This is a genomic window from Burkholderia sp. M6-3 (assembly GCF_050858985.1).
Taxonomy (GTDB): domain Bacteria; phylum Pseudomonadota; class Gammaproteobacteria; order Burkholderiales; family Burkholderiaceae; genus Paraburkholderia; species Paraburkholderia caledonica.
The window spans coordinates 3,817,616-3,832,275 of record NZ_CP110090.1 but is presented as its reverse complement, the minus strand read 5'-3'; the positions used below and the strand labels follow the sequence as shown (position 1 = coordinate 3,832,275).

Below are 14,660 nucleotides of genomic sequence, written 5' to 3'. Positions count from 1 at the left end.
CATGGTCAGCGTGTCGCCTTGCGTGCGCCCGTGAGGCGCACCGTCCAGGCAACCGGTCTGGGCGATTCCATCGAAACAGCGCCTTTGCGCGAGTGAAGAATTGAGTATCTAAAGGAAAAGCGATGAGTACTACTGCTTTGGTAGAAGGCAAGATCGTACAGTGCATCGGCGCGGTGATCGACGTGGAATTCCCGCGTTCGGACATGCCGAAGATTTACGACGCGCTCATTCTGGAAGGTTCGGAACTGACCCTCGAAGTCCAGCAACAGCTGGGCGACGGCGTTGTCCGTACCATCTGTCTGGGTGCATCGGACGGTCTGCGTCGTGGCACGGTCGTCAAGAACACCGGCAATCCGATCAGCGTGCCGGTCGGCAAGCCGACGCTTGGCCGTATCATGGACGTTCTCGGTCGTCCGATCGACGAAGCCGGTCCGATCAACTCGGACGTGGTTCGCGGCATTCACCAGAAGGCTCCGGCGTTCGACGAATTGTCGCCGTCGACCGAGCTGCTCGAAACGGGCATCAAGGTTATCGACCTGATCTGCCCGTTTGCCAAGGGCGGTAAGGTGGGTCTGTTCGGTGGCGCCGGCGTCGGTAAGACCGTGAACATGATGGAATTGATCAACAACATCGCTAAGGAACACGGTGGTTACTCCGTGTTCGCCGGTGTTGGCGAGCGTACCCGTGAAGGGAACGACTTCTATCACGAAATGAAGGACTCGAACGTTCTGGACAAGGTCGCGCTGGTGTATGGCCAGATGAACGAGCCGCCGGGCAACCGTCTGCGCGTTGCGCTGACCGGCCTGACGATGGCTGAGCACTTCCGTGACGAAGGCCTCGACGTGCTGTTCTTCGTCGACAACATCTACCGTTTCACGCTGGCCGGTACCGAAGTGTCGGCACTGCTCGGCCGTATGCCGTCGGCAGTGGGCTATCAGCCGACGCTGGCTGAAGAAATGGGCAAGCTGCAAGAGCGCATTACGTCGACCAAGACCGGCTCGATCACGTCCGTTCAGGCCGTGTACGTCCCTGCGGACGACTTGACCGACCCGTCGCCGGCTACGACTTTCGGCCACTTGGACGCTACCGTCGTGTTGTCGCGTGACATCGCTTCGTTGGGTATCTACCCGGCAGTGGACCCGCTCGATTCGACCTCGCGTCAGATCGACCCGAACGTGATCGGCGAAGAGCATTACTCGATCACGCGCGGCGTGCAGCAAACGCTGCAGCGCTACAAGGAACTGCGCGACATTATCGCGATTCTGGGCATGGACGAACTCGCGCCGGAAGACAAGCTCGCCGTGGCGCGCGCTCGTAAGATCCAGCGTTTCCTGTCGCAGCCGTTCCACGTTGCTGAAGTGTTCACGGGTTCGCCGGGCAAGTACGTTCCGCTGAAGGAAACGATCCGCGGCTTCAAGATGATCGTTGAAGGCGAGTGCGACCACCTGCCGGAACAAGCCTTCTACATGGTCGGCACGATCGACGAAGCCTTCGAAAAGGCCAAGAAGATCCAGTAAAGGTCGGGTGTAACGAAGCGGGCGCCGGCCTCGCGCGCGATGACTCCAGCACGGTAGTTGTCCGCAAAGCCGGTGCCTCTCACTACGCTTAACCCAGCCTTGCACGGGGCCAGAGTGAGTGCTAATGCGCTAACGCTGGTCGCCACAGGAGTCGACACTTATGGCAACCATTAAAGTAGACGTCGTCAGCGCGGAAGAGCAGATCTTCTCGGGCCAGGCGAAGTTCGTCGCGCTGCCGGGCGAAGCAGGTGAACTCGGCATTCTGCCGGGCCACACGCCGCTCATCACCCGGATCCGTCCGGGTGCAGTGCGCATCGAAGCTGAAAACGGCGAAGAAGAGTTTGTGTTCGTCGCCGGCGGCATCCTCGAAATTCAGCCGGGTGCAGTGACGGTTCTCGCCGACACGGCAATTCGCGGCAAGGATCTCGACGAAGCCAAGGCCGAAGACGCGCGCAAACGTGCGGAAGAAGCGCTGCAGAACACGGGCTCGAACCTCGAATACGCGACCGCCCAAGCGGAACTGGCGTACGCGACGGCTCAGCTTGCTGCGATCCAGCGTCTGCGCAAATTGCGCGGTCAGAGCTAAGCAACACGTATCAGAGAAAAGGCAGCCCGCGTGGCTGCCTTTTTTTATCCTTCACTTGACGTTTACGGAAAGGTAAGTGAGATTGTGAGGCCGTTCGGACCACCGCAAAGAATCGACAGCCATCCAATACGTCGGGCTGCTGCGGGTAAGACTTGATGCCGCGCGTGCAACCGCCGGTGGCACAATCGGTTTCAAATTCATTTCAATAGGGCGATCTGCTCACGGAGACAGCACCATGGCGACGCAAGTGTCAGGCGAAGGCGCAATCATTGAACCGAAAGACGGACTCTCGTATGTCCGCGGCTCGACAGAGATTCCGTTAAGCGAAGCGACGATCGGCGAGTTTTTGCGCGCCACCGCCGAGCGCTTTCCCGACCGGCCTGCGGTGGTTTTTCGTGAGCAACAGATCCGGTGGACCTGGAAGGAGTTCGCCGAAGAAGTCGACATATTAGCCGCCGGTTTCCTCGCGCTGGGCATCGTGAAGGGCGACCGCGTCGGCATCTGGTCGCCGAACCGGGTTGAGTGGCTGCTGACACAGTTCGCGACCGCGCGTATCGGTGCGGTGCTGGTCAACATCAACCCGGCTTACCGCCTTGCGGAATTGGAATACGCGCTGAACAAGGTGGGCTGCAAGGCGATTGTCGCGGCGGAGCGCTTCAAGACGTCGATGTACCTCGAAATGCTGCAGCAACTCGCGCCCGAGCTTGCTACGCACGCGCCCGGCGATCTGCACGCGGCACGACTGCCTGATTTGCGCTACGTGATTCGCATGTGCGACACGGAAACGCCCGGAATGCTCACGTTCTCGGACGTGATCGAGCAGGGGCGCGCCACGCTCGACGTCGCGAAGCTCGACGAGATCGGCGCGACGCTCTCGTGCCACGAGGCGATCAATATCCAGTTCACCAGCGGTACAACGGGCAATCCGAAAGGGGCGACGCTCACCCATAGCAACGTGGTCAACAACGCTCGCTACATCGCGATGGCCATGAACCTCAGCGAGCAGGACGCGCTGTGCATTCCGGTCCCGCTATATCACTGCTTTGGCATGGTGCTCGCGGTTCTCGCGTGCGTCTCGGTGGGCGCGAACATGGTGTTTCCGGGCGAGGCGTTTGACCCCGCCGCGACACTCGCGGCCGTCGCGCAGGAGCAGTGCACGGCGCTGCATGGCGTGCCTACCATGTTCATAGCTGAACTGGATCACCCGGACTTTGCCTCCTTCGACCTCTCACGCTTGCGCACTGGCATCATGGCAGGTTCGCCGTGCCCGATCGAGACGATGAAGAAAGTCGTGTCGAGGATGCATCTCAACGAAATCACGATCGCGTACGGCATGACGGAGACTAGCCCTGTCTCGTTCCAAAGTTCGACCACCGACCCACTCGACAAGCGCACGACCACCGTCGGACGCATTCAGCCGCATCTCGAAGTGAAGATTGTCGATCCGGTAGGCAACATCGTGCCGGTGGGCGAAACCGGCGAGCTATGCACGCGCGGATATTCGGTGATGCAAGGCTATTGGGACGACGAGGCGAAAACGCGTGAAAGTATCGTGGACGGCTGGATGCACACTGGCGACCTCGCTACGATCGACGCCGAGGGTTATTGCAACATTGTCGGTCGCCTCAAGGACATGCTGATCCGTGGCGGCGAGAACATCTATCCGCGCGAGATCGAGGAGTTCCTTTTCCGCCACCCGAAGATCCAGAGCGTGCAGGTCTTCGGCGTACCGGACAGCCGATACGGCGAAGAGGTGTGCGCGTGGGTGGTCCTACGCCCAGGTGAACAGGCGACAGCTGAGGAGATCCAGCAGTTCTGCAATGGCCAGATAGCGCACTACAAGGTGCCGAAGTACATCCGCTTCGTCGACGAGCTACCAATGACCGTAACAGGCAAAGTGCAGAAGTTCGTCATGCGTGAGCGCATGATCAGCGAACTGAAGTTGCAGGAAGGGAAGACAGCCTGAGGCGCCCCGGCCGGAGTGTAAGTGCGCATGATAAGCGGCAGCCAGCTTCCGAGCGAGCTGGCGTACTTTTGTGCTGCCGATGGCAACCGCCGCATGCACCGCCAAACCGCAATTGCGCGCAAAAGCATGTAAAAGATGCCATCTTGCACTGCGCAAACGTTTGGCTGGACGAAAAAAAAGCGGGCCTGGAGCCCGCTAAAAACCACACGCTACGGGGTTAGCGCGAGGAGACCAATGTAGGAACCGACTGAGACGACGACCCGGCGTCGACTACGGTCCCAGCAGGGATGCCCCTTTACAGGGCTTCGGCATACGCCGACCGGCAAGTGCATCGTATCCGCTCACACCATGCACGCAGCCACATCCGTGTTGAAACCGTTGAGGGCATTGTGGGCGAATTAACAAAGGAGCGCCGTAACAAAGTGTTTCAGGTTGTAACGCCCGCCAGATAAGGCGCCGAGGGATTTATTGCGGAATTCAACGGCCGAAAAAGTAATATATACCGATGACTACGCGGCAATTTAATACGACTGTTTAATGATATTCGCGAGGCATAGCGCCGCATAAAGCGTTAAGTCGATTCCGCATGAAATAGTTGCGTCTTCATCTTTCTGACAATAAACCGTTGTTGTTACAACTGCTTCGCGGTGCGCAAAAATCGCGTGCAGTGACCGGCGAGGTTGAGTGCGACGCAATATACGCCGCGTAACCTTCAAAAAAGTAAGGGCCGGTTCACCAGTTCGCCCTACGCTCACCTTGTTTACCTCTAGCCGCGCTTTCCCGAGCCGCCGTTACATGATGCGGCCAGCAAATCGTCGCTACATAAAGCGGCGCGGCCGCCCACCTTCCTCAATCACGCCGGGAAAGAATGCGGCCGAGCGGCATGGCTCACTTGAGCCACTTGTCCAGTACGGCTTGATATTCACCCGTTGCCCGCGCGAAATGCAGCCACTGATCAACGTACTGTTGAAACGCGACATCGCCACGGGGCAGCAGCCACGCTTTTTCCCCATACTGGAACGGCTTCTGGGGATGCACGGCGCACAGGCCGGGATTCAGCTTTTGCTGCAGCAGGGTTTCGGACGCGTCGGTCACCATGACGTCGGCCTTGCCGGCGAGGATCTGCTTGAAGATCGTCACGTTGTCCGGATAGACAGTCATTGAGGCGTGCGACAAGAACTGCTTTGCGAAACGTTCGTTCGTGCCGCCGGGATTGACGATTACACGCGTTCCCGGCTGATCGATCTGTGCGACGGTCTGGTATTTGTCGACGTCGTCGCATCGGACAATCGGCGTCTTGCCGTCCACCATGAATGGCTGGGTGAAAAAGGCTCGCTTTTGCCGCTCCAGCGTCGGCGAGACGCCGCCCACGCCGATGTCGCATCTGGCAACGAAGTCGTTCATCAGGTTCGACCACGAAGTCTTGACGAATTCCACTTTGACGCCGAGCGACTTGGCCAGCGATTCGGTCATATCGATGTCGATCCCCTCGAACTGACCGTCTGCCCTATAAAACGAATGCGGTTTGTAGTCACCGGTCGTGCATGCGCGCAATGTGCCGCGGGCGGGTATTTCATCGAGCCGGGACGGTGTCGCGACTGTGGCCGATGCTTGCGCCTGCGCCGCGCCGGTGTGCATGAGTGCGCCCGTCAGGACGCTTAGCAATGCGACTGCTGCCTTATTCATTGAGTCTCCTTAATTGTGCATTGTTATGGTTAGGCCGCAGGATAATAGCCAGGAGACTTGCGCTTGAACATTGGCCGTTTGACCAGGTTGCGTCGCTCGCCGCGGACCGGGACAATGGGTTTCAAACCGTCCGCGAATCACAGTTATTGGCCGCATCAAGCAGGATGCGTCGCGCGCTGTCCGGTAAAATGCCCCTTTGCTCCTAGTCGCACGCAACGTGGCCCATAAACTTCTGAACGACACCTTTCTGCGCGCGCTGCTGCGCCAGCCCACTGACTACACGCCTGTCTGGCTGATGCGGCAGGCGGGTCGTTACCTGCCGGAATACAACGCCACGCGGGCTCGCGCCGGCAGCTTCCTCGGGCTGGCCAAGAACCCCGCGTTCGCAACGGAAGTCACGTTGCAGCCGCTCGAGCGCTACCCGCTCGACGCCGCGATTCTGTTCTCCGACATTCTTACCGTGCCCGACGCAATGGGCTTGGGTCTGGAATTCGTCACGGGCGAAGGGCCGACGTTTGCGCGCCCTGTGCGCACAGAAGACGATGTGGACCGACTCGCGGTGCCCGACATCGACGCCACATTGCGCTATGTGACCGACGCAGTGCGCGAGATCCGCACCGCGCTGACCGACGCTCAAGGCCGCCAACGTGTGCCGCTCATCGGATTTTCGGGCAGCCCGTGGACGCTGGCGTGCTACATGGTCGAAGGCGGCGGCTCGGCCGACTTCCGCACGGTCAAGTCCATGCTGTACGCACGTCCTGATCTGATGCATCGCATTCTCGAGATCAACGCGAATTCGGTTGCCGCTTATCTGAATGCGCAGATCGAAGCGGGCGCCCAGGCCGTTATGATTTTCGACACGTGGGGCGGTGCGCTCGCGGACGGTGCCTATCAGCGCTTCTCCCTGCACTATATCCAGCAGATCGTCAGTCAGCTGAAGCGCGAGCACGAAGGCGAAAAAGTGCCGGTGATCACGTTCACGAAGGGCGGCGGACTCTGGCTCGATGAGATTGCGGACATTGGCGTGGACGCCGTCGGTCTCGACTGGACGGTCAACCTGCGTAAGGCGCGTGAACAGGTAGGCGCGAAGGTGGCTTTGCAAGGCAACATCGATCCTTCCGTGTTGTTCGCGCCGCCAGCGGCGATCCGCATGGAAGCGCGCGCCGTGTTGGACAGCTTCGGAAATCATCCGGGCCACGTCTTCAACCTCGGTCATGGCATCTCGCAATTCACGCCGCCGGAAAACGTTGCGGAGCTCGTCGACGAGGTCCATCGCCATAGCCGCGCCATTCGCAGCGGCGCGCATGCACCGGCTTAATGCGGTAATAGTTGCCGTTTTATGTTGCGTTGCAGCGCGCTGGGCTCTGCCGCTCAGGAAAAATTCGCACCGTGCGGGCCGTCAGATGGCGGTCTCACGGTTGTCAAGACTTGACTTATACACATTTATCACGCTGCGGCGCGGTAGAAGCTTTAGTCCTGTCCTGACCCTTGCAAAACGCGCATTTATTTGATCTCGGCCTTACGTGGCAAGGGTTTGGCGGCTTCCCGACGAAGTGTGCGGAACCCCACAGAACGCCGCTGCGGCGCGGTTTCCGGGCTTTCAGAGCGAAGTTCTCAACAAAGTTATCCACAGGCAGCCGGGGTCGAGAGTAATTGTTCAGCGGAATCCAAAACTTAGCGGCGAAATTGAAGCTTTACTTTAACTTCGGCGGCTCGCCTCAGAGTGCGGCAATCTCGACTGCCACCTGCGCCGCAATGACGCCATTCGCCCTTGCCAGCATTCGCGCAGCCGAATGAGTGAAGCGTTCGTCCGCGTCGCACTGGATCATCCACTGCCGACCCTGTTTGATTACCGCTGCGATTCGTCGCGGTTGCCCGTACCGGGCACGCTCGTGAGCGTGCCGTTCGGCAAACGCGACGTGGTCGGCCTCGTTTGCGAAGTAACCGGTCATAGTGAGGTTCCCGCCGATCGTCTTCGGTCGGTGAATGGCATTTGCACCGCATGCCCGCCGCTGTCGGCTGAATGGCTCGCGCTTGCTTCGTTTGCTGCCGATTACTATCAACGTGGACTTGGCGAAGTGGCGTTACCGGCGCTGCCGCAGGCGCTGCGTGACGCCTCGCGCTGGTCACGGCTGCTCGCGCCGGAAGAGCGCTACAGGCTCACGCCGGAAGGCCGCACGGCCTTGCCCGACGCTCTGCCCGCGCGCGCGACTGCGCTGCGAAATCTTGCGCAAGCGCTTGCCGCCGGCGAGTTTTTGAGCGCCGCCGACGCCCGCGGGCTGCACCCTAAAGCTGTCTCCACGCTCGCCGCCTGGCAAGCCGAAGGCTGGGTCGCGCTAGACGTTGTCGATGCCGCCACGGCGCCCCCTGCCACCGCAGCCACGCCGGTGCCGCCGCAGACGCTTCCTACACTCACAGACGAACAAGCCGCCGCCGTCGAAGCCATTCGCGACGCGCACGGCTTCGCGCCCTTCCTGTTGCATGGCGTGACGGGAAGCGGCAAGACGGAAGTCTATCTCCGAGCGCTCGCCGAGATTCTTGCCGCTAATGCAGACGCGCAAGCGCTGGTGCTCGTGCCCGAAATCAACCTGACGCCGCAGTTCGAAGCGGCTTTCCGCGCCCGCTTCGCGGCGCTTGCGGACACAGCCATCGTCACGTTGCACAGCGGTCTTGCCGAGGGAGAGCGCGCGCGCAACTGGTTCGCGGCGCATGCGGGCCACGCGCGCATCGTGCTGGGCACGCGCCTCGCGGTGCTCGCGTCGCTGCCTCGGCTCGCCATCATCGTCGTGGATGAAGAGCACGATCCGGCGTATAAGCAGCAGGAAGGGCTGCGCTACTCGGCGCGCGACCTGGCCATCTACCGTGCAAAGCAGCTTGGCCTGCCGGTCGTGCTGGGATCGGCCACACCGTCGCTCGAAAGCTGGTGGCAGGCGGATCAGGGGCGCTACAAGCGGCTCACGTTGTCGCGCCGCGCGGTCGCCGATGCAGTGCTGCCCACGGTGCGCCTGATCGATCTCGAGGACGAGCGGCGGCGCGGACGCGCTTCAGTGGAAGGATTGTCCGGCCCTTTGATTGCCGCGCTGAAGACGCGGCTCGAGCGCGGTGAACAGAGTCTCGTGTTCCTGAACCGCCGTGGCTACGCGCCACAGCTTGCTTGCGATGCCTGCGGATGGGTCGCCGGTTGTCCGCGTTGCAGCGCTTATGTCGTTTTACATAAGCCGGAGCGCGCGCTGCGCTGTCATCACTGTGGTTGGGAGGCGCGAATTCCGCGTGCATGTCCCGAATGCGGCAATGTCGACATTGCACCCATGGGTCGCGGCACCCAGCGCGTCGAAGAAACGCTGGCGAGCGCGGTGCCCGGCGCGCGAGTGCTGCGCATCGACGCCGACAGCACCCGCCGCAAAGGCAGCGCGCAGGCGCTCTTTTCCGACGTGCACGCCGGCGAAGTCGACATTCTGGTCGGCACGCAGATGATCGCGAAGGGACACGACTTCCAGCGCGTTTCGCTAGTTGGTGTGCTGAACGCCGACACCGCACTGTTTTCGCACGACTTTCGAGCGAGCGAACGCCTCTTCGCGCAACTGATGCAAGTCAGCGGCCGTGCCGGCCGGGCAGGTTTGCCCGGTGAAGTGCTGGTGCAGACGCGTTATCCGCGCCATGCGCTTTATCACGCGCTAGGGCGCCACGATTACGTCGGCTTCGCCAACTCGACGTTGGCCGAGCGGCGCGACGCGCATTTGCCGCCGTTCGTGTATCAGGCGTTGCTGCGTGCTGAAGGCCGCACGCTCGAGGCTGCGCTCGCTTTTCTGCAGCAGGCCGCGGCTGAACTGACGGGCATTGCAGCTGCCGAACGCGTGACCGTCTATGACGCGGTGCCGCTCACCATCGTCAAGGTGATGCACGTCCACCGCGCGCAGTTGTTGATCGAAAGTGCGTCGCGCGCGGCGCTGCAGGCCACGTTGCGCGCGTGGCAGCCGTTATTGCGCGGTTTGAAAGGCGTGCTTCGCTGGAACCTCGAAGTCGACCCGCTCGATATTTGAGTCGGCGTCTCTGCTCCCCGTTTGCGTCGGCGGAACTCGGATCAGCAAACAATCACTATCGACAGCGGCTGCGCGCGCTCCGGGCGCGTGCTCGGACCGTGTTCGAATAGCTTGCGGCAGAAGTCGCGGTGCGCGTGCGTGTCCGCGTACCCAACACTGCCGATGCCCGCGACGAAACGTGCGCGCCACGTGCCGCGAGTTGTCGATAGCGTGCGGAAGATCTGTAGTCGCTGGAACAAAGCATGGTGGATCTCACAGTGTTCACTTCTCACTTCCCGGCAGCAACGGCCGGCAACTCCCGCAAACCCTTCCGCAAACCCGCGCCCGTCAAGCCAGCCGGAACAGGTATCCGCCCACCACACAGCTAATCACCACGCCGCCGAACTCAATCGTTCAATGCCGCCTGCGCGTCACCGGATGATGCGGCCGACGTCGCACGTCCCCGACCTTCGGACGCATCGCGTTTGTCTGAGCCGCCCGTCGCGCCGCGGATAAACAGCACAACGCAGGCTGCGCACATCGCCCAGATGCCCAATACGACCAGCCACTTTTCCATTTCGCTTGTCCTCACCCCGTACCGTTTTTGTGCGCGCATGACCCCGCGCCCGCTATGTCTTCTATAACGGCGCGCCTGCCGGTTTGATAAGGGCTCGAAGAAAAGAAATATGGCCAGGGAAAATACCGATCCTTACCGGCGTTCGCCCTCTCACGGGGACTGGGCGGAAAGCCCCGACGGGCAAGGGATTGAGTGAGGTGCAACCGTTTCGCTATGTCGGTTGCACCTTTTTATTGGGAGGGGTACGATTCGGCCAACTTTTGTCTTTCGCCAGCATTTCGTCTGGTATCCGAAGAAGGAAACATGGCTAGCACCACCCTTGGCGTCAAGGTCGACGACCTCCTGCGTTCCCGGCTGCGAGATGCCGCCACCCGCCTCGAACGCACTCCGCACTGGCTGATCAAGCAGGCGATTTTTGCGTACCTGGAAAAGATCGAGCAGGGACAACTGCCGCCGGAACTGTCGGGCGTGGCAGGCTCCGCCGACATGGCTGACGGCGCGTCGGTAGAACCGGACGAGGACGGTGCGGCGCACCCGTTCCTCGATTTCGCGCAGAACGTGCAACCGCAATCGGTGTTGCGCGCGGCAATCACGGCGGCATATCGCCGGCCCGAGCCGGAATGCGTGCCGTTCCTGTTGGGTCAGGCGCGCTTGCCGGCCAATCTCGCGGGCGACGTGCAAGCGCTCGCCGCGAAGCTCGTCGAAACGCTGCGCGGCAAGAGTAAGGGCGGCGGCGTCGAAGGGCTGATCCACGAATTCTCGCTGTCGAGTCAGGAAGGCGTCGCACTGATGTGCCTCGCCGAAGCCTTGCTGCGCATTCCCGATCGCGCGACGCGCGACGCGCTGATCCGCGACAAGATCAGCAAGGGCGACTGGAAATCGCACGTCGGCCAGGCGCCGTCGCTGTTCGTCAACGCCGCGACCTGGGGTTTGATGATCACGGGCAAGCTGGTCACGACCAATAGCGAGACGAACCTTTCGTCGGCGCTTACGCGGCTGATCGGCAAGGGCGGCGAGCCGCTGATCCGCAAGGGCGTGGACATGGCGATGCGCCTGATGGGCGAGCAGTTCGTCACCGGTGAGAACATTTCGGAAGCGCTGGCGAACAGCCGCAAATACGAAGCGCGCGGTTTCCGCTACTCGTACGACATGCTTGGCGAAGCCGCCACGACCGAAGCGGACGCGCAACGTTACTACGCGTCGTATGAGCAGGCGATCCACGCGATCGGCAAGGCAGCTGGCGGCCGCGGGATCTACGAAGGTCCCGGCATCTCGATCAAGCTCTCCGCACTGCATCCGCGTTACTCGCGCTCGCAACAGGAGCGCACGATGAGCGAGTTGCTGCCGCGTGTGCGTTCGCTTGCGATCCTCGCGCGCCGTTACGACATCGGCCTGAACATCGACGCCGAAGAAGCTGACCGCCTCGAAATCTCGCTCGATCTGCTGGAAGCGCTGTGCTTCGATCCTGAGCTCGCCGGTTGGAACGGTATCGGTTTTGTGGTGCAGGCTTATCAGAAGCGCTGCCCGTTCGTAATCGAATACATTGTCGACCTCGCGCGCCGCAGCCGTCACCGCATCATGGTGCGCCTCGTGAAGGGTGCGTACTGGGACACCGAAATCAAGCGTGCGCAAGTGGACGGCCTCGAAGGCTATCCGGTCTACACGCGCAAGATCTATACGGACGTGTCGTATCTCGCGTGCGCTAAGAAGCTGCTCGGCGCGCCCGACGCGGTGTACCCGCAATTCGCCACGCACAACGCGCACACGCTGTCGGCGATCTATCACCTCGCGGGCAACAACTACTATCCCGGTCAGTACGAGTTCCAGTGCCTGCACGGCATGGGCGAGCCGCTTTACGAAGAAGTGACGGGCCCGCTGTCAGCAGGCAAGCTGAACCGTCCGTGCCGCGTGTATGCACCGGTCGGCACGCACGAAACGCTGCTCGCGTATCTGGTGCGACGTCTGCTGGAAAACGGCGCTAACACGTCGTTCGTCAATCGCATCGCCGATGAAAACGTTGCGATCCAGGATCTGATCGCCGATCCGGTCGAAGAAGCGTCGAAAATCGTTCCGCTCGGTGCGCCGCACGCAAAGATTCCGCTGCCGCGCAATCTGTACGGCGCGGAGCGTCTCAACTCGATGGGTCTCGATCTGTCGAACGAGCATCGTCTCGCGTCGCTGTCGTCGGCGTTGCTGGCGAGCGCGAATCATCCGTGGCGCGCTGCGCCGATGCTCGCCGACGATCAGATCGTGCTGGGCAATGCGCGCGACGTGCGCAATCCGGCGGATCATCGCGACCTCGTCGGCACGGTGGTCGAAGCGAGCGCGGAACATGTGAGCGCCGCATTGACGCACGCGGTTGCCGCAGCGCCGATCTGGCAAGCAACTCCCGTAGAAGCGCGTGCCGATTGCCTCGCGCGTGCCGCCGATCTGCTCGAAGCGCAGATGCATACGTTGATGGGCCTCGTGGTGCGCGAAGCGGGCAAGTCGCTCGCGAACGCGGTGTCGGAAATTCGCGAAGCGATCGACTTCCTGCGCTACTACTCGACTCAGATTCGCAGCGAATTTTCAAACGACACGCATCGTCCGCTTGGACCTGTTGTGTGTATCAGCCCGTGGAATTTCCCGCTCGCAATTTTCATGGGCCAGGTGGCCGCCGCGCTTGCAGCCGGCAACACCGTGCTCGCGAAGCCGGCTGAGCAAACGCCGCTGATCGCCGCTCAGGCCGTACGCATTCTGCGCGAAGCCGGCGTACCTGCCGGCGCCGTGCAACTGCTGCCGGGCGATGGCGAAACGGTCGGTGCGGCGCTCGTCGCCGACCCGCGCACCCGTGCGGTGATGTTCACCGGTTCGACCGAAGTCGCGCGCCTCATCAACAAAACGCTCTCGGGCCGTCTCGACCCGGAAGGCAAACCGATTCCGCTGATCGCTGAAACGGGTGGTCAGAACGCGATGATCGTCGATTCGTCGGCGCTCGCTGAACAGGTGGTGGCCGACGTGATGCAGTCGTCGTTCGATTCGGCAGGTCAACGTTGTTCGGCGCTGCGCGTTCTCTGTTTGCAGGACGACGTTGCGGACCGCACGCTGGAAATGCTGACGGGCGCGATGCGCGAACTGACGGTGGGCAATCCGGATCGCCTGTCGACCGATGTCGGCCCGGTGATCGACGTTGACGCGAAGCGCGGCATCGACGCGCATATCGCGGCAATGCGTGAGAAGGGCCGCAAGGTGGAGCAACTGCCGATGCCCGAGGGCTGCGCGCAAGGCACGTTCGTGCCGCCGACGCTGATCGAGCTCGACAGCATCGACGAATTGAAGCGTGAAGTGTTCGGGCCCGTGCTGCATGTGGTGCGTTACCGCCGCAGTCAGCTCGACACGTTGCTCGAGCAGATCCGCACGACGGGCTATGGCCTGACGCTCGGTATCCATACCCGCATCGACGAAACCATTGCTCACGTGATCAGCCGCGCGCATGTCGGCAACATCTACGTGAATCGCAACGTGATCGGCGCGGTGGTCGGCGTGCAGCCGTTCGGCGGCGAAGGTTTGTCGGGCACGGGGCCGAAGGCAGGCGGTGCGTTGTATCTGCAGCGCTTGCTCGCGACGCGTCCGGCGGGCTTGCCGAAGTCGCTCGCGCAGGCGCTGATCGTAGATGTACCGCAAGCAGCCGAAAAAGGCGACAATCCGTCCGCCGCGCTGACGGCGTTGCGCGACTGGCTGATTGCCGAGCGCGAGCCTCAACTTGCTGCGCGTTGCGACGGTTATCTGTCGCACATGCCGGCTGGCGCGACTGCGGTGTTGTCGGGGCCGACTGGCGAGCGCAACACTTACACGCTGGGCGCGCGCGGCACGGTGTTGTGTATCGCATCGACCGCGAGCGGTGCGCGCGCGCAGTTTGCCGCCGTGCTGGCTACGGGAAATCGAGCGTTGTTCGAAGGCCCGGCTGGTGAACAATTGGTAACGCAGTTGCCCGCATCGCTGAAGTCTTATGCGAGCGTGCGCAAGAACGCGGAGACGCCGTTCGACGCCGTTTTGTTCGAAGGCGACAGCGACGAATTGCTGACGCTCGTGAAGGAAGTCGCGAAGCGTCCCGGACCGATTGTGTCGGTGCAAGGCGTCGCGTCGCGCGCGTTGGAGAGCGGCGACGAAGACTACGCGCTCGAGCGTCTGTTGACGGAGCGCTCGGTCAGCGTGAATACGGCAGCTGCCGGTGGTAATGCGAATTTGATGACGATCGGTTGAGCGAACCTCATCGATTACTGGCAAGAAAACGCCGGGCCGCCCCAAGTTTTCTTGCGCCCCCTCGGGG

Annotated in this window: 8 protein-coding genes; 6 read left to right on the top strand and 2 right to left on the bottom strand. The window is 61.7% G+C overall.

The window, feature by feature from the left end:
- Positions 1–122 precede the first annotated feature (122 nt).
- The 3 genes from atpD to OH764_RS16835 all read left to right on the top strand — a co-directional run bounded on the left by atpD (position 123) and on the right by OH764_RS16835 (position 4,069).
- Entirely contained in the window at positions 123–1,517 is a 1,395-nt protein-coding gene (atpD, locus tag OH764_RS16845; protein WP_020067427.1) for a F0F1 ATP synthase subunit beta, read from the top strand.
- Positions 1,518–1,677: 160 nt separating this feature from the next.
- Complete coding sequence (locus OH764_RS16840; RefSeq protein ID WP_020067428.1) at positions 1,678–2,103, top strand: F0F1 ATP synthase subunit epsilon; 426 nt, start codon at positions 1,678–1,680, stop codon at positions 2,101–2,103.
- 235 nt (positions 2,104–2,338) lie between these two features.
- Positions 2,339–4,069, top strand: coding sequence for an AMP-binding protein (locus OH764_RS16835; protein WP_498847527.1), 1,731 nt, complete (start codon positions 2,339–2,341; stop codon positions 4,067–4,069).
- 888 nt (positions 4,070–4,957) lie between these two features.
- Here the strand turns inward: OH764_RS16835 and OH764_RS16830 are convergent.
- Positions 4,958–5,755 (bottom strand): transporter substrate-binding domain-containing protein, encoded by a 798-nt coding sequence (locus tag OH764_RS16830; protein ID WP_498847526.1) that lies wholly within the window; start codon positions 5,753–5,755, stop codon positions 4,958–4,960.
- 217 nt (positions 5,756–5,972) lie between these two features.
- Between OH764_RS16830 and hemE the strand changes: the two genes are divergently transcribed.
- Positions 5,973–7,073, top strand: coding sequence for a uroporphyrinogen decarboxylase (hemE, locus tag OH764_RS16825; protein ID WP_498847525.1), 1,101 nt, complete (start codon positions 5,973–5,975; stop codon positions 7,071–7,073).
- A gap of 475 nt (positions 7,074–7,548) precedes the next feature.
- Positions 7,549–9,795 carry a primosomal protein N' gene (locus OH764_RS16820; RefSeq protein WP_498847524.1) on the top strand — a complete coding sequence of 749 codons (2,247 nt, stop codon included), beginning with the start codon at positions 7,549–7,551 and terminating at the stop codon, positions 9,793–9,795.
- Positions 9,796–10,180: 385 nt separating this feature from the next.
- Here the strand turns inward: OH764_RS16820 and OH764_RS16815 are convergent, their stop codons facing one another.
- On the bottom strand, positions 10,181–10,351 hold the full coding sequence (locus OH764_RS16815; protein ID WP_498847523.1) for a hypothetical protein: 171 nt from the start codon (positions 10,349–10,351) through the stop codon (positions 10,181–10,183).
- A gap of 303 nt (positions 10,352–10,654) precedes the next feature.
- Between OH764_RS16815 and putA the strand changes: the two genes are divergently transcribed.
- Positions 10,655–14,593, top strand: coding sequence for a trifunctional transcriptional regulator/proline dehydrogenase/L-glutamate gamma-semialdehyde dehydrogenase (gene putA, locus OH764_RS16810; RefSeq protein WP_498847522.1), 3,939 nt, complete (start codon positions 10,655–10,657; stop codon positions 14,591–14,593).
- Positions 14,594–14,660: the final 67 nt, after the last annotated feature.